Origin of the sequence: Mesorhizobium sp. WSM4312, from assembly GCF_002294875.1 — a bacterium.
Taxonomy (GTDB): Bacteria; Pseudomonadota; Alphaproteobacteria; order Rhizobiales; family Rhizobiaceae; genus Mesorhizobium.
In genome coordinates, this window is record NZ_NSFU01000027.1 from 1 (window position 1) to 16504 (window position 16504).

At 59.9% G+C, this 16504-nt stretch carries 15 protein-coding genes and 1 pseudogene; 7 read left to right on the plus strand and 9 right to left on the minus strand.

The features are described from left to right. Window positions 1-137: pseudogene (locus CK228_RS36120) on the plus strand (VIT family protein); the annotation flags it as partial. 62 nt (window positions 138-199) lie between these two features. On the opposite strand, the gene CK228_RS31025 reads toward CK228_RS36120, so the two are convergent. The 4 genes from CK228_RS31025 to CK228_RS31040 all read right to left on the minus strand — a co-directional run bounded on the left by CK228_RS31025 (window position 200) and on the right by CK228_RS31040 (window position 5490). Further along, window positions 200-1225: an AI-2E family transporter gene (locus CK228_RS31025; RefSeq protein WP_245438149.1), complete on the minus strand. Its 1026-nt coding sequence runs from the start codon at window positions 1223-1225 to the stop codon at window positions 200-202. A gap of 152 nt (window positions 1226-1377) precedes the next feature. Beyond that, on the minus strand, window positions 1378-3918 hold the full coding sequence (locus tag CK228_RS31030) for a cation-translocating P-type ATPase (protein ID WP_095790343.1): 2541 nt from the start codon (window positions 3916-3918) through the stop codon (window positions 1378-1380). An 87-nt stretch (window positions 3919-4005) separates the two neighbouring features. Next, on the minus strand, window positions 4006-4842 hold the full coding sequence (locus tag CK228_RS31035) for a universal stress protein (protein ID WP_095790295.1): 837 nt from the start codon (window positions 4840-4842) through the stop codon (window positions 4006-4008). Window positions 4843-5277: 435 nt separating this feature from the next. Further along, window positions 5278-5490 (minus strand): helix-turn-helix transcriptional regulator, encoded by a 213-nt coding sequence (locus CK228_RS31040; protein WP_095790296.1) that lies wholly within the window; start codon window positions 5488-5490, stop codon window positions 5278-5280. A 246-nt stretch (window positions 5491-5736) separates the two neighbouring features. On the opposite strand from CK228_RS31040, the gene CK228_RS31045 reads away from it, so the two are divergent. Then, complete coding sequence (locus CK228_RS31045; RefSeq protein WP_095790344.1) at window positions 5737-6192, plus strand: hypothetical protein; 456 nt, start codon at window positions 5737-5739, stop codon at window positions 6190-6192. A gap of 366 nt (window positions 6193-6558) precedes the next feature. Beyond that, window positions 6559-8256, plus strand: coding sequence for a recombinase family protein (locus tag CK228_RS31055; protein WP_095790297.1), 1698 nt, complete (start codon window positions 6559-6561; stop codon window positions 8254-8256). A 960-nt stretch (window positions 8257-9216) separates the two neighbouring features. Here CK228_RS31055 and CK228_RS31065 read toward each other — a convergent pair. From CK228_RS31065 to CK228_RS31085, 4 genes are all read right to left on the minus strand, one after another. Beyond that, on the minus strand, window positions 9217-9552 hold the full coding sequence (locus CK228_RS31065) for a hypothetical protein (RefSeq protein ID WP_245438150.1): 336 nt from the start codon (window positions 9550-9552) through the stop codon (window positions 9217-9219). 3 nt (window positions 9553-9555) lie between these two features. Next, complete coding sequence (locus tag CK228_RS31070; protein WP_095790299.1) at window positions 9556-9939, minus strand: calcium-binding protein; 384 nt, start codon at window positions 9937-9939, stop codon at window positions 9556-9558. A 4-nt stretch (window positions 9940-9943) separates the two neighbouring features. Further along, the gene (locus CK228_RS31075) at window positions 9944-10426 is read right to left on the minus strand and encodes a hypothetical protein (RefSeq protein WP_095790300.1); all 483 of its coding nucleotides are present in this window, start codon (window positions 10424-10426) and stop codon (window positions 9944-9946) included. A gap of 504 nt (window positions 10427-10930) precedes the next feature. Continuing rightward, window positions 10931-11389, minus strand: a complete 459-nt coding sequence (locus tag CK228_RS31085) for a MucR family transcriptional regulator (RefSeq protein ID WP_095790301.1) — start codon at window positions 11387-11389, stop codon at window positions 10931-10933. 1112 nt (window positions 11390-12501) lie between these two features. On the opposite strand from CK228_RS31085, the gene CK228_RS31095 reads away from it, so the two are divergent. The 4 genes from CK228_RS31095 to CK228_RS31110 are packed head-to-tail and all read left to right on the plus strand — an operon-like array spanning window position 12502 to window position 14360. Next, entirely contained in the window at window positions 12502-12978 is a 477-nt protein-coding gene (locus tag CK228_RS31095; protein WP_095790302.1) for a hypothetical protein, read from the plus strand. Then, window positions 12915-13796: a WD40 repeat domain-containing protein gene (locus tag CK228_RS31100; RefSeq protein WP_095790303.1), complete on the plus strand. Its 882-nt coding sequence runs from the start codon at window positions 12915-12917 to the stop codon at window positions 13794-13796. The genes CK228_RS31095 and CK228_RS31100 overlap by 64 nt, the downstream gene beginning before the upstream one ends. Before the next feature lie 8 nt (window positions 13797-13804). Further along, on the plus strand, window positions 13805-14017 hold the full coding sequence (locus tag CK228_RS31105) for a hypothetical protein (RefSeq protein ID WP_179296104.1): 213 nt from the start codon (window positions 13805-13807) through the stop codon (window positions 14015-14017). 1 nt (window position 14018) lies between these two features. Beyond that, a complete protein-coding gene (locus tag CK228_RS31110; RefSeq protein ID WP_095790305.1) occupies window positions 14019-14360 on the plus strand; it encodes a hypothetical protein in 342 nt (113 codons plus the stop codon). 1051 nt (window positions 14361-15411) lie between these two features. On the opposite strand, the gene CK228_RS31115 is transcribed toward CK228_RS31110, so the two are convergent. Then, complete coding sequence (locus CK228_RS31115) at window positions 15412-16389, minus strand: right-handed parallel beta-helix repeat-containing protein (RefSeq protein WP_095790306.1); 978 nt, start codon at window positions 16387-16389, stop codon at window positions 15412-15414. Window positions 16390-16504 lie beyond the last annotated feature (115 nt).

Below are 16504 nucleotides of genomic sequence, written 5' to 3' on the forward strand. Positions count from 1 at the left end.
TTGCCCTGCTGGGCGCCATCGGCGCCAAGGCGGGCGGCGCCAACATCCTTCGCGCAACGTTGCGCGTGACCTTCTGGGGCGCCTTCGCCATGGCGCTCACCGCCGGTATCGGCGCGCTGGTCGGCACGGCCGTTTAAGAGGTCGGCCGCCGGACGGCTCGGGATTTGACCCCTAAGCAGGTTTGCATCACGTTGTGAGATCATTCCTGTTGCTGGCGGTTGCTGATTTTGTCGCGCGCAGCCCATACCTCGATGAGCAGCAAAGTCACCGTGACTGCCAAGGGGCCCAGTATGAATCCTGGAGCCCCGAACAGGGCGAGCCCACCTATCATCGATATGAACGCTGGGATCGTGTGGAGCCTCAGCTGGTTGCCGACCAACATCGGGCGAAGGACGTTGTCGATTCCGCCTACAACAATACCGCCCCAGCCCGAGAGGATCAGGGCCTTGCCCCAATCACCGTCAAGCAAGAGGAGGATTGCTGCCGGTATCCACACGAGGAACGAACCCAACACAGGCACGACGGAAAGCAGACTCATCACCACGCCCCAAAGAAGGGGCGTCGGCAACCCGAGGATCCAGAACATCAACCCGCCCAAAGAACCCTGGACTGCTGCGACCGCCAGCGTCCCGTATACCGTGGCGTGAACGGTATCGAAAACCCGCTGGAACAGTCGCTCGGTATCGGCACTCTCCAACGGCATCCAATCATGGAGCAGGCGCGCGACTGCGTTCCGATCACGCAAGAAATAGAACAGCATGTAGAACGTCAGCAGGACTTCCGCCACCTGCAGCACAGAGCCCTTGACGAACGTCGCCCCGGCATTGCTCAGCCATGTTGCGAGGCTCGCCATCATCGAGGGCAGATCGATCTGTTGATTGATCCACTTTCCAATAGGTGCGATGCCGGGATGGGCGTCGAGGAGACGTTGGAGTTCTCCACCCGCCACCCGGGTTCGGACGGAGGCCGCCCCAGATGCAGCTTCCTCGACCAGCCGTTCGACAAGGAAAGCTGTGGGAACAACGACGAGGAGTACTATTGTCAGTACCGAAACCATCGCCGCGAGGTTGGGCTGCTTCAGCTTCGTCTCGATCCAGGCATGGAAAGGGACAAAGAGGATCGCCAGAGCGAGAGCCCATGTGATCGCGCCCAAGAATGGCTCGGCCAAAAGCACGCAGACGACAATCCCGACGATCGCGGCGGCGGCCAATACGAGTGTGCCCACGTGGCCTCCACGAACTCGTGGATCGTCGGCGTTCATCCTGCCAATACCGATGCGGTTCGTCCGAGAATTTCCTTCACGTTTTCCAGCCCTTGTTGACATCCAACTCCTTTCCAGCCGACGACTGGTCATGGATCGGCTCATTGAATCTGCGGCTAGGCCTTCAGCCGCTCCCGCCAGAATGGCTTCAGCAGCTCCAAGCATGCCAGCACGGCAGATCCCGCGGCAAGCGTCACGGCCAGGTCGTCGAGATGCAGGGGTCCGAAGCGGAACAGACTGGTGGCAAAGGGCCACAGGAGCGTCCCGCCTAGCATCGAAGCGACGGCCACGACGACGATCATCAGCGACCGGTTCGGCCTTATGAGCGCGGTCAGAAGCGATGCGCTGAAGGAGCGGTTGACAAAGATCAGCCCTACGATTGTCAGCACCAGAGAGAAAAAAACCAGAGCGCGGATTTCGTTCTCGGCCATGCCCTGCCTCAGGGCGACAAGGTAAATGCCCGCGAGGAGCGCGAAGGCGAGCGTCCCTTGGAGCAGACCCCATCCGATCAACGCTCCGGAGAAGAGTGGCGAGTCCGGATTGCGAGGCGGACGGCGCATGACATCGTCTTCTTCGCTTTCAGCCTCGAAGACAAGCGAGCACACGGGATCGATCACCATCTCCAGAAAGGCGATATGGATCGGCCCGAACAGGATCGGCAGGCCAAACAGCAGCGGCAGCAGCGAGAGGCCCGCGATCGGCACGTGGACCGCGAAGATGAAGCCCATGGCCTTGCGCAGGTTGTCGAAGATGCGGCGGCCAAGCCGAATTGCTTTGACGATTGAACCGAAATCGTCGTCGAGCAGCACGATGGACGATGCCTCGCGCGCAACGTCGGTACCGCGGCCACCCATGGCGATCCCGATATTGGCGGCCTTGAGCGACGGCGCGTCATTGACCCCGTCGCCGGTCATGGCGACGATTTCACCACTCGCCTTCAGCGCGTTGACGATGCGAAGCTTCTGCTCGGGCATGATGCGCGCGAACACGGTTGCGGTTTTGACACGCAGCGCCAGTTCTTCGTCGTTGAGCGACTGCATCTCGCTGCCGGTCACCACGCTTTCGGCGTCGAGGCCGGCTTGGCGCGCGATCACGTTGGCGGTTGCTGGGTAGTCGCCGGTGATCATCATCACCCTGATGCCGGCGGAACGGCAGTCGCTCACGGCTTCGGGAACGCGCGCGCGCAGCGGATCCGTCAGGCCGACCAGCCCGAGAAATTCGAATTTGAAATCGTGTTGCGTCTCCGGCAAGGCGCCGCCGCGATGAGACACACGGGCCACGCCCAGCACACGCAACCCCTCGGCCGCCATGGCTTCGACCGAACCCTTCAAGGCCTTCAGATCCTTTGCGTTCAGATGGCATAGCGCCCCGATTGACTCCGGCGCTCCTTTTGCCGCAACCAGCGAATTGCGCTTGCCGCCTGCCAACTGCCAGACATTCGACATCGCCAGCAGACCGGGTCGAAGCGGATAGGCGCGGACCAGTTCCCAATCCAGATTGTCCAGAATCTCGCGTTTGGACAGTCGTTCCTTGCCGAGTTTGTGAAGTGCGATCTCCATGGGGTCGAAAGGAATCTCGGCACTAGCAAGCACACCCGTCTCGACCAGATCGGCGAATGCCGCCGGCAGATCGGTGCCCGGCTTGTCGGCAATCCGAAACGACTTTCCATCCGCCGTCCGAAGTTCGGCAATCGTCATCCGGTTCTCGGTGAGCGTGCCTGTCTTGTCGGTGCAAAGGATCGTTGCCGAGCCAAGCGTTTCGATCGCGGCGGCCCTGCGGGTCAGGACGCGCGCCTGTGATATGCGCCACGCACCCATGGCCATGAAGATCGTGAGCACGACGGGAAACTCTTCCGGCAGCATGGACATGCCGAGCGCGATACCCGCGAGCACGGCGTCAAGCCATCCGCCCCGCAGAAGCCCGTAAAGCAGGACAGCGGCGACGCTGACCGCGCCGCCGACCATTGCGAAAATGCGGACGACACGCCGCATCTGCGCCTGCAATCGCGGCGGCTCGGTCTCCATTGAACTCAGCGACTGCCCTATCTTGCCGATTTCACTCCGTGGGCCCGTCGCCAGGACTTCGCCCATGCCCGAACCGCGAACGATCAGCGAACCTGAGAATATGAAAGGCAAGTCGTCACCGCCTGGCCGGCATTCGCTCGGTAGCGGGCCGGCGTCAGCGGCAATCTTTCGAACCGGCACGGATTCGCCGGTCAGCAGGGATTCGTCGCTCTGAAGGTCCTGGCTCTGGAGAAGCCTGGCATCGGCCGGCACGCGGTCGCCCTCGCCGAGCACGACGAGATCCCCCCGAACAACCTCGCGACCGGCAATGCGCTTGCGCTCACCACCGCGTATGACTAGGGCACGAGGGCTGGTGAGATCACGCAGCGCTTCCAGAACACGCTCGGTGCGTGACTCCTGTATGATCGTTATGCCAATCGACATCGTGGCGAAGGCCAGCAGGATCAGCGCTTCCTCCAGATTGCCCAGAATGAGGTAGACAACGCCGCCGCCGAGCAGGAGCGCCAACATCGGCTCGCGAATGACCTCGAAGGCAATCCGCAACGGCGTGCGTTGGCTGGATCTCGGCAGTTCGTTGTACCCTTCGGCGGCAAGCCTGGCTTGCGCCTCGGCCTCCGAAAGGCCGGAAAACATATCCACCGTCGAGATTGGTTCGGTCAGCTCAACTGCCTCCACGGGACTATCAGCCAATGTCATGGCCGCCTTCTCACCAAACGCATTTCAGTGAGAAAGAAGAATGGGAAGCCGCAAATCGGCGAGAACACCCTCGGTTGCGCCGCCAAGCACGAAGTCCCTGACCCGCGAATGACCGTATCCACCCATGACCAGCAGCTTGCCACCAATCTTGACGGCATGCTCCTGGAGAGCGGCGCCTATCGAACGGTCGCCTGCTCGGATCGCAGCGCTCTCTACGGTCAGTCCCCGCATCCTCAGGCCCTGCGCAAGGCGTTCGCCGATGTCCTTTCCGGGCAGCGGCTTTTCGTCGGTCACACTAATGACCGTGATCCTGGCCGCGCGTTCCAGGAACGGCCGCGCGTCGGCGACGGCCCGTGCCGCCACGCGGCTCCCGTCCCAGGCGATGACGACATGGTCGAGCACACCAACATCCATCGCTTCGGGAAAAATGAGCGTTGGGCGGCCTGCGCCAAACAGTATGGCCTCGGCAGTCATGCGCGCCGTCGGATTGTCCGCGGCCAGGCCGACAAGTGCGAGATCGAAATAGCGGCATTGTTCCGCGGCAGCATCACCCATCAGGGCCGGTGGCGCCGCGATCTCCTGCGTGGCCAGGGTCACCGCGCTCTGTGAGGCCTCCTCGGCAACCGCCTCCAGCAAGGTCTCGCCGCACTTGCGGCTGGTCGCCTCGACCTCGCGAATCTTGCTTGGAAGATCGAGCAGGTAGGTCGAAAGCGCGTTCGAAACGTCGGGAATGTCGACATTGACAACGACCGCATGGAGCGCTGCGCCCACGTGCCTGGCGAGCGCCACTGCATTCGAAGCGACCTTCGCCGTATTCGCTTCGGGATATGTAGCCAGCGAGAGACATGCCATGAGTTCCATCGGATTTCGCCTCTGTCCCATCCGCGGCGAGATGGCCGCAAACGTTTTTAGCCCAATGGACGGTCCGAGCTTTGATCCACCGCAAATCGTCGGATTGAGGTCCGATCATTGCCTTTCTGATTGCGAGTTCGACGAGTTTAGCCAAAGCGTGAAGCCGCATTGCTGGCGATCGCAAACCGCAAAGCAACTGAATTTCAGATATCGCGCCGGCTTCCGATCAGATTCTCTCATATTTTGGCAGAGGGACTGGCTCTCTTGATAACGCCCGAGAATGGCTCGGTGTGGGAGTGACCGATCTTAGCAACGTTAACGAATGACTGCTTCCGGGAAGCCTCAAGCCTCTCAGCAACATCTGGTATGAGGCGCAAAGCCGCCGCCCGCTCGCTACAGCGCTGTTGATGGCGCGCTCGCGAGCGGCTCCACGGTCGCGTGTGGCTATCTGTTCAGCCGCACCAGCGTGTGCGGCTCGACACCCAGCGCGTCTGCGATGCGCCCGAGCACGGTGACACTTGCCGAAACGTGTGCCCGCTCGATTGAGCCGATGTATCTAGCGCTAAGCCCTGCGCGCTCCGCCAACTCTTCCTGCGTCAGCCCTTTGCTGCTTCTGATTTGACGCAAGTTGCTTGCAAAAACTTCCTTGAGGTCCATTCCCAGAGATAGCTCAGGAATGGAACGATCATTCCAGGAACGATAGTTCCTATTCGGCATTCAATATGATATGGAGGAGATGCCTTCCTGCAAACGAAAAGGCTCACCCGCATGGACAGATTGGATAGCCAACCCGCATTGGAAAGTCGGTTCGATGACCGAGCACTGTACCTTTGGTCCCACCAGCAGCGAGCCCATCACGTCGCGCTCCTACTGTGCCGAATACAGCAACGGCTGGAGAGCCGAATGTTGGTCAATACCGGAATTCCGGTATTGACCGATCTGGCGGCATCGGGCTCCGGAAATAGCGTCCATGCGGCGCAGATCGCGGCCTGGCAGACGGTCGATGGGAGCCCAGAGTTTGCGGTTGCACGTGAAGCGGAAGTGCTCGCCGTGACGGAGGAGTTGAAGCATCTCGACGCAATCCCCGATGTGACCGCGACTTCGCTTGCCGGCGTGGTCGCCAAGCTGGAGATGATCGTTGGAGCAGATAGGGAGATTGACAGCCCAGATGACTTCCCCTGGTCGCACATCGCGTCGGTGCTTCGGGACATGAAGGCGATCGTTGGAGACATAGGTATGGATCGGCCGGAGAGGGCGACGGTCCGGACTGACATCGCCAGACATTGGGAGGCGGCAACCAAGCTGGTCGCAGCCCTGGAGGAGGAAGATGCCTTGGAGCGATGCGGCCAAACCGGTTGAACGAAAGCTGATCCATCAGCGTGCGAATGGTGGTCCTGGCGAATACATAGGTCGTTCCGCTTTGACGGGTTGCTGGGGCATATTTGGGCCATGTCCCACCCGGCTCGCAAAGCGACCTCTGCGGAACTGTCACGGGTCCGCCTCGGTACATTGCCGATCGACCTGTATGACTACCTTAACGTTGAGCAGCGTCCACGCGTCGGCCGACTGGTTCAACACGATCCACGCGAGTGGCGCGTTACCGACAATTTGCCAAAGCCCGTCCCTGTCACTTCCCCGGAAATCGACGCGTTCGAGGCGTGGTTTGGCGACATCTTCGATCAGCTTTTCGGAGATCGCCCATGAAATGACAGGGAGACAGTGCTTATGAAGACGGCTTCACAACAGCAGCAGTCTGCAAAGGGATCGCGGGCAGTCCTCTACCTCCGCGTATCGACTGCCCGCCAGGCCGAGCACGATGTCTCCATTCCCGACCAGAGGCGCCAAGGTGAGGCTTACTGCGCCTCTCGTGGCTATGAGCTGGTCGAGACCTTTGTCGAGGCAGGCGCATCAGCCACCAATGACAAGCGTCCAGAGTTCCAGCGCATGATCGAAGAAGGCACATCAAAGCCTTCCCCCTTCGATGTCGTCGTCGTTCATTCCTTCAGCCGATTCTTCCGCGATCACTTCGAGCTTGAGTTCCATGTCAGGCGGCTCGCCAAGAACGGCGTAAGACTTGTGTCGATTACCCAGGAGATGGGTGACGATCCAATGCATGTCATGATGCGCCAGATCATGTCTCTCTTCGATGAGTACCAGTCGAAAGAGAACGCCAAGCATGTACTCCGCGCCATGAACGAGAATGCCAGGCAGGGCTTCTGGAATGGGGCGTTGCCTCCGATCGGCTACCGGATCGTTGCGGCAGAGCAGCGCGGATCGAAGACCAAGAAGAAGCTGGAGGTCGATCCGCTGCACGCCGACACCGTCCGACTGATCTACCGCCTCTTTCTTCAGGGCAATGGAACCTCAGGACCAATGGGCGTCAAATCGATCGCCTGCCATCTGAATGAGAACCGGTTGTTCACACGAGACGGCGGTCTCTGGGGACTAGCGCAAATCCACGCCGTCCTAACCCGAACCACCTATATTGGCGAACACCGCTTCAATACGCGCAGCTTCAAAGGCAGGGCAAAGAAGCCGGAGGACGAGGTTGTCGTTATGGCGGTGCCGGCAATCATCGAGCGCAAGACCTTCGATGCCGTGCAGGCGCGTCTCAAATCTCGCCATCCAATGGTGACGCCACCCAGGGTCACCACCAGTCCCGTTCTCCTTACCGGTATCTGCTTTTGCGCAAAGTGCGGAGGAGCCATGACGCTCAGGACCGGCAAAGGCTGCGCTGGCACTATGTACCGTTACTACACCTGCTCGACACGCGCCCGCCAGGGCAAAGCTGGTTGCCAAGGCAAATCAATCCCCATGGCCTTTCTGGACGACCTGGTTGCCAATCATCTGGAGAAGCGGCTTCTCAAGCCAGAACGGCTCACCACCATTCTTGAGGCTGTCTTGGGCCGAAGGCAGGAACGCACTCAGCGCCGTCGTGAGCACCTGGGCGAACTGAAGCGGAAGATCACCGAGACCGACCAGCGCCTCAATCGGCTCTATGACGCCATTGAGGCTGGCGTCACAGACGTCAACGATCCGGCTCTCAAGGACCGCATGGCTGGTCTCAAGGCGATCAAGGACCAGGCAACCACCGACGCCGAGCGCATCAAGGCATCGCTCGACAGCGTCGGCAACCAGCCCATCACGCCCGAAATGGTCGCCACCTTCGCCCGCGCCGCTCGCGAGCGCATGCGCGATCCGCGTGGCGGCTACCGCCGCGATCACCTGCGAGCGTTGGCGCAGCGGATCGAAGTGGCCGAGAAGGAGGTCAGAATCATCGGATCAAAGTCCGAATTGCTCCAAACCCTGGTCGCGGCATCAGGCGAAGAAACGGCGGTGGCGGGAGTTCGCAGTTCTGTACTGAAGTGGCGCGCCGCGCCGGGTGATGATGAGAACTACGTTTACGCTATAGCCCTCCTTTAAGTCGGTTCGAATACCGCGTTCAAATCCTGTCCCCGCAACCAATTCTGTCATAAATCAATTACCGTCCCGGTCTAACCTGGGGCGGTTTTTGCGTTTGGAGGTCCTGAAACGCGAAACGCCAGTATAGCGCCAAAAAGGTCACCACTCGGCCAGAGTTGCGGAGTTCCGATTTCGGGCGACGGTCAGGGCTGACGTCGCGGCCCGGACTACCCCCGAGAGAGGCTATCATCGCCCGCTGTCGAGCCTTAAGACGGGATCAAATCACGCCTGGGTGCAGTATCTGACCGATATCGACCGCTGGCAGCTGCGGCTCATCGTGGATGGCGCCTTTCAACGCCACTCCGACCCCGGCAACAGCGGCGACGATGGCCATCGTTGCGATCGCAATGCCGAGCCGAGCGCGCTTGGGGATGCCTTCACAGCATCAATGAGGTCATCGAAATTGGTGTCCATGAGCGGATGCTAAATGGCGAGCGGCGAACAAGCCGTTAACGCAGAGCTTACGCTCGATGTGCTCAGGGCCGTGAGCCTTGAACGAGGTCAAACAGCGAGCAGCAAAGTGCCTAGCGCGATCGCCAATAGGAGATAGGCCAGAACCTCTATCGGCCGGTGCGTCCAGTGCGTTAGAAGGGCCGGCGCCTCGTCCACGGTGTCCATGGCGATTCCGCACGTTCCGCTTTCCGGGCTCTTTCATATCCAGCCGTTGCTGAGCGAATTGCTGCAGGGTTTGTCTGGATGACGAGAGCGAGTTGTCATGGAGCCAGGCATTATATCTGCCTGCGTGGACGTGCACTCTGATAGCCGGAAAGCCTTGGCGGCGTTGCACAGCTTCAGACGCTTTGAAATCGTCCCACCACTCCTCCCAAGTCGGCGGCAGATCACCCGCTTCCGAAAGCTCGAGGATGAGTACGTAGCCACGAGGTTTGTAAACCGGGGCGGTTGGCCAGTGGCTGGTGTCCGTCACCGCCGAGCCTTGCGCCAGCCGGCGGCTCTGGCTGCTTCCTCCGAGCAGAACCAGCGCTCGCCGCTGAGAAGGCTTATGCGCGTCTCGCTGTAATATTCCTGGTCCGGCACATGGTAGATGCGCTCGCCGGTGTTGTAGCTGATGTTGCCTTTGATGTTGCAGTTGGTGAATTCGGGGCCAATCTGGATGGCTAGGCCGATGCCCAGCAGCGCGAAGAGGCCGAGCAGGCCAACCCACCATTGCGCCCGTTCGGGCGGCCGCCTACGTCGGCGATACCGGCGACGGTTATACTCGTTGTCCCCGACATCTCTGTCTCGATAGCGCTTGCCCATTTCTCAATGACTGTTGCAGCCGATGCCGTCGTGATTTCGGTCCAGGCCATTCACGTCCGGTCCGCTGATCGGCGTGTTCGGCGGCACCACCGGATTGTTTCCCTTGCCGCCGGCGCAGTCGAGATCGCCCCCGCTGTTTGGCACCGCCCCGGAGGCAGGGGCGACCCCGCGATACCTCTGGACGACGCCTGCGATCCGTTGGCCGTCGCCCTCGATGTGCGTGTTCCGGCTGCTCGGGTTGAACGGGTCGACGGTCTGGGCGAGGGTGTTGGCGCGGTTGGCGTCGCCGGCCGCGAGGGTCACGCTGTCGTAATTGTTCAGATAGTCCGCGCCGCAACCGCTGAGGGCGAGAGCGACGCCAATACAGATCCCGAGGTTCGGCCGCATCGCTCTAGACCGGCGCTGGGCTGACGCCAGCTGCTCTGAGCTGCGCGCCAAGCCTGGCTCGAGTGGCGCAAGCGGCCTTGTCGCCGGCGACGCATTTGTTGTTGGCGGCCGACCAATCCAGAAGGGCGGTGTTCAGCCAACTGCCCGGCGCTCGCTGTATCCCGTAGGGAGTTGGTGGTGCACCGGTGGCGACGGCCGCCACGGCGGCGGCGCCCTGACCGTGCGGCGCGCGCTTCCAACCGTTTAGGATCAGGCAGTTCTTCATATATTGGTCTTCGGCGACGGCGTTGCCGAGCGCGTTGCCTAGACCGGCGCCTGCAACAAAAGCCGGTGATCCGATGGCAAGATAGCCTTGATCCGCCGACCTCTTCTGCATCTCGCATTGAGCATGCGCGACCTCGAAACTTGGTCCGTATCCGATCTGCATGTAGTCGGCTTGGTTGCTAGTCTGACAACCGAAAAGCAGCACAGTGGCGCCAAGCGCCATCAACGATCTTCTGTTCATCCCCGAGCCTCCCAAGGCCGAAGATGAGCATCTGCTAAAGTGAATAGTTGCGCAAGGTACGATTTTTCACTTGGTAAACTGCCGTCGCCACGAACTCAGCAATATAAGCAGCGCGCCGAAAGCGAGATTTCCTTGGGTTTCAACGTCCGATTTCAAGCGGTTCGTGGCCGGGTCGCTCATGCCAGATGACTTGGCGTAAATCCCGCATGTCGACAAGTTGCCCGCAGGCAGGGGCAGGTATAGACGTTTCCTGTCTGGATCCGCTGTGGTGCAATTTTGATCCAAGCATCTGTGGGGGTTCGAGTCGGTAGACCGCTACGTCGCGAGACCCACTATCGAAGACGCACTCTTTTGCTATCGGCGACGGTCTGCATAGCACGTAAACGTCGCCGAAGATCGCTCACAATTAGGGTGGCTCGGGCTGCGGTCTCGCTTGGCTAACTGCCCCTCACGGTGCGCCGAGGTATGACGCACCAACAGCCGCCTTCACGAAGCGCTGGGCTTTCGTTTGGCGGGCGCCTTTCGGGCGGGGGTAGGTTGCGGTTTGCGTCCGAGCCCCGCCGCCTTCGCGAGCGTAGATCTTTGGGCCGCATAGTTCGGCGCAACCATTGGGTAGTCTGGCTTCAATCCCCACTTCTCTCGGTACTCGTCTGGAGTGAGCCCGTAATGCACCGCGAGATGCCTTTTCAACGATTTGAATTTCTCCCCGTCTTCCAGGCAGATGATGTAGTCCGGCGTCACCGACCTTTTTGGATTGATGGCGGGTTCCCGTCTAGGCGGCTCGGCGAAATTCGGCTGACCAAGGCCTGTTAGCGACGAATGGACCGACGCGATGAGATCTGGCAACCCAGCGACGGGCAGGGGATTTTGGCTAACATAGGCAGAGACAATGTCTGCCGTCAGCCCGACGAGATCGGCCGTCACGGCTTCGTTTTGATCGCTCAAGTATTCGCTCCTGGTAGGTGGTCAAATTCACTTCGCCCATTTGTCGTATATCGCAATTTTGAGCGATCACGAGACAAATAGCATCGCGAAAGCTGTGAGATTGAGCTCTGGCGGGTGGCCAATCCTAGAGGGCATCTAATTAGCCTGGGGTTCCTGGAAGCTTTTCGAACTTTCTGGGTCGCGCCTCAGCCTGAATTACGGGTGCTTATGGACAGAACGGGACACTAGATTCGGCTTTAGGATGGTTTTGGGAGGCATCGACTTTCTGGCGCGTGTGCCGTCCTGATAGCGCCGGTCAGCACGAACCCCCAAGTGATCTACGTTCTGAACAGCAGCTTTGCGCCTATCTCGGTCATTCCGTCGCGATAGCGCGTCCTGAGAGCTGACGTTGACGCATGCAGGCAAACTGCTCTTTGAAGGTAACGTGCACGAATATGCCCGGGACGCTGCCTGAGCTAAGGAGGCCAGATAGGGGCTCCTAGAATGCTGGGTGCAATAGAACGCGGGCAGGTCTATTGCGAAACTGTGAACCCACCCTGCTTCGGTTCGATCTCGACCTGATTAGTAATGCCTATGGTGTTCTGCGCACAGGCTTCGGTCACGGAGCCGCTGTTCACGGTCTTGTCTTTCAGCGGACTCACAGCTGCACAGAGGTGAAGAACATGCGGCTCCGCGGACTTTTTGGCGCCGTTTTCCTGCGCGGTTCAGTAGACAACATCCTGACCGGCGGGGTGTTCCGCGTCCTTCGTAGCGGCCGTCACCGCGGCAGAGTGATGAATATCGCCCGGAAGACAGCTGATGGACAGATGGATGATAGTCCGACCGTCCGGCGACACGTCGAGCGTGTCGCCGTCCCTCAGCCTTGTCTCGTCATCCCGCATGACCTGAGCATCGTTCCCCGACCGCGAACGTCATCGAAGCCAACGATCGAGGCTCGCAAACCTCTACGGAGTTACGGCACGAGGGCGCCTTGCGGCGACACTACCGGATGATATGATATTGTCGGGACATGGCCAGCTAGGCGCATTGTGCCTAAATGCGCAGACTCCGCCTCAGGTCGCGAACCTCGCCGGTAGTAAGCTCGATCTGCCCGGAAGGGGAAGTTCAACGCGATGCTTGCACGGCTGGCTTTGATCAGCTTGGTCCTGCATTTCTACCAGGCCCTGGCAGTGACCGACACGTTCGCGTCCGAAACCTATTCGATGCAGCAGTTCAGCGTGGAGCAGACCGTGTATACCGTGGGCTTTAGCCCGAGCGGGGACCGTATCGCATTCGCCACCGACGCCGGCTCGGTCGTCATCTTCAACACGTTGGACGGCAAGCAGATCGCCGAGCTCAGGACCGGAGATGCCGGCTCTGTAGCCTGGAGCCCGGATGGCTCGCTGTTCATGGTGGGATCTTCGAAGCGATTGGCCTTTTGGGACGCCGGTTATTCGAAGCAGGTTGCGGCGATACCTACGGACGCGGCGCCGCAGAGCGGGACACGAGCCAAATTCAGTCTCCCGATAGCAAGCGGGTGGTCATCATGCTCTATGATGGCACGGCGGCAGTTTGGGAAATCAATGGCGCGCGCCGGGTCGCCCTTTTGAAGGGGCACATGGATCAACTGACCGACGCGAGCTTCAGCCCTGACGGGAGCCGCATTGTCACCTCCGACTACGACCATACCGCGAGGGTCTGGGATGCCAGCACCGGCGGCCAGATTGCCGTGCTCGAGGGGCACGAAAAAGTCGTGCGCAGCGCTAGGTTCAGTCCAGATGGAACACGCGTTCTGACTGTTGCGGACGACGAAACCGCACGGGTGTGGGATGCCGCGAGCGGCCAACTGATCGCCACCTTGAGCCATTCGGACGGCGTGGAAACGGCGTCATTCGACCGCGAGGGCAAGCGCGTCGTGACAGGTGCCGATGACGGCGCGGCGCATGTCTTCGACGCTGGCAGCGGCGAGGAAATCACGACCCTGAAGGACGACGGCGCCGACCAGGTGCTCTCCGCCACCTTCAGCCCGGACGGCACGCGTATCGCGACGGGATCGTCCGACCTCTCCCTGCGTATCTTTGATGCCGCCAGCGGCAGCCTGGTCGACAAGTTGAATGCCGGTATGAGCGATATCATTTCCGTGCGCTTCAGCGACGACGGCAGTCGCGTATTTGCAATCCCGCATGGCGCCGCTGGCATTGTCTTTACCTCGCATGAGCAGCAGGAGGATGTCCGGCTCGAAGACGGAATAGCGGGCATATGGGGTATTGGTCCTCCCGACGGCATCGAGGCCACAGCGGAGGACCTACGCGTCTTCTGTTCGACCAGTCCCTATATAGTCCATCCGGATGGGCTCGTTGAATTCCTTGTCGGTGGCGAAGGTGATTGCTTCAGCCCAGGCAGTTCATGTGTTGCAAGGCCGACCTGACATGCGGCGTGTTCGAGGGCGCGAGTTCCTCGATTATCAGCACACCTGTCGACAAGGCGACTTTCACCTTTGTCGACGGCAAGGGCACCATGTGCATGGCCAGCGATCCCGACAATTGCCAGACTCTTCGCAAGTGCCCAAAGCTGGAATGGGACGATGCGGCGCGCGCCAGCGGTCATGCCGAGCAATGGGACAAGCTATTTAGGGCGGCCGGCAATTGAAATGCGCAAGATCACCGGGTTGCTTGTCGCAATAGCAATTGCTGCCTACGCAGTACACGGTCTCGTGGCCGATGACTTGGTGATGCCCTATGATTGGTGGAGCCGGGGTTCGACCAATCATACAAGATTGCTCCATCTCCATGGCATGGGGGCGATTGGAGGGTCAGTTTGCCTTCTGCTCGGCGCCGCAGGTTTCGCCATTCTGTCTTACGGGAAACTCAGTGCTAAACCCGGCACAAAGCCTGGTAAGGAGCCCTACACAAATCTGGCCGCAATTTTGATAGCCGTCGGCTCCCTGTTTTTCCTCGGAGTGACGCTGTTGACGCATTGGTTCATTCAATGAGGATCATCTCCGGCACCATGCCGGATTTCGTTGAGCGGCGGGGACAAACCCAAAGCGGGCGCAGCGTTATCTGCATTGCTCGGGATGGCAGCGCCGGAATGGCAAAGTCGGCACTTGTCGGCCAAAGGGGAAAGCGATGACGAGGATCGGCACGATGGGGCGCGCAATGATGCATAATGGAGAGTGGCCATCCAATTTCCTTCGTCTGGTTCGATAGCGCCAGTGCCTGCCTAGCTGAGACCGTATATTAGCGTACAATCAAATACAGGCACTCTTTGACAGAATGATTGATCGTAGACGGGAGTCGCCAAAAGATAGGCGCTGTGTGCGAGAGCGAAGGATCACGGACGCGTTAAGGCGATACACTAGGTGATTGTCATTCCAAAGCGGCTTGCCGACGAACCGAATAGAACTCGAAATCAGCTGATTAGTCAGTCACGCGAAAAACATGAAAAGGCGGAGCGTGCTTGCAGATTGAGCCGGCGGTATTCGATAGCCTGGGCGGCAAGCCTGACAATATCGGCTCTTGCGTTCGTTTTGGGTTTCGCATGACCACTGACACAGCTCAGCTTTTTCGGGGTTAACCTGTTGCCCGGAACGGAAAACGACGAATGCGTCCAAGTGCCTTGACGTACTATAGCGACGACTCGTTGAGATGCATTAGAGTTTACCCAGACCGTACTGGATCGATCCCGTCTACCCTCTGCGAGTGCCCAACGTTGCCATGCTTCCGGTACCGAGGAAGAAGCCCATCCACCTAGTCTTGCTGATCGACACGTCTGACGAAGTGGGCCAATGGTCAATCGTCTCCGCGACCTTGAGAATGCGGTTCCCGGCATTCTTGACGATCTCCGTATCTCCGCCCCGCTGCGCTCTGGCAGAATATACTTCTAATCATTTCATCACTGCCGGCGGGCAGTCGCATTGCCCGAGCGATGAAAAGACGGCAGCGACCGTTAGCGATCGGGAACAAGAAAGGCGCTGCCGCACTGCCCTTGCAAGGCAGGTGGCATCGCCTTTGTTTCATGCTGCCGCGCAGGCCGGCAGGCGCTTATTGCAATGGCGTACCGGCAGGGCCAGGGAAGGCAGTGATCGGCGTGCCGTCGGTTACGTTGCTGGAGATCATGTTGTTCTTGAACGACTGGACGGCGCCGCTGCCAGTGTTACTGACCCCGGTTACATTGCCGAACACAGTCGATCCGCCAAGAAAGGCAATTGCGCTTCCGTTGCCGCTGGCGGCCGCGCCGTTGGCGTTAACGCCGACGCCGGCATTGGCGCTGATGGTATTGCCGACAATCGTCGCGCGTACGGGCGATGCCGCGGCGACAGATTTGATTGCCACGCCGTTGCCGGTGTTGCCGCTGACCACGCTGTTGGTCAGTGTCAGATTCATGGGGAGGGTGTTGCCGGTGCCGTCGACAAGAATGCCGCTGGCGTTGTTGGTAATTTCCACTCTCGAAAGAACGGCATTGATACCAGCGGCCCCGGTTGTCTTGATGAGAATGCCTTCAGCGCCTGCCTCGGCTATCCGCGTATTGCTAATATATAGTTCGCTGGCCGCGGTGGGAAGAAATTCGACGCCGTTGCTGGTAAACCGCTCGATGTTGCAGTCCTCGATATGCAGTTGACCCTGACCGACCATCCGCACGCCATCGAGGCCGGCGCCAACACCGAATATGTCGAGGCCGCGAAGATGAACTGCGGCGCCGGCAGGCGTGTTAACGATGATGGCGTTCGTACCGCTGACAAGCACGCCTGCCTCTGTGTTCCTGCAATCGATGGTGATGGATTTGGTGATGGTGACCCCGCCAAAACCGCCAGGGTCGATACAGTTGATTTCACCACTTGCCGCCGTCTTCGAGATAGCACCGGCAAACGTCTTGCAAGGTGCCGTGCGGCTGCACGGATTGGCGTCGTCACCAACGCCGGAAACCCACGTGCGTGTCGCTTGCGCGGAAGCTGGCGCGATCAGGAAGACTGACGCCAGTGCCAACACAGCGAGTGAAAGAAAAACCCGTACGAGTTTCAATTGCCCCTCCTAGATTTTGGCCAACGCCCTCGTCGACCATGGAACCCCGTGCCGAAATGCTTGAGGCATAGATAAATGACGGGCGTGTGCAAGACACTGTCCATCTTTTCCAAAT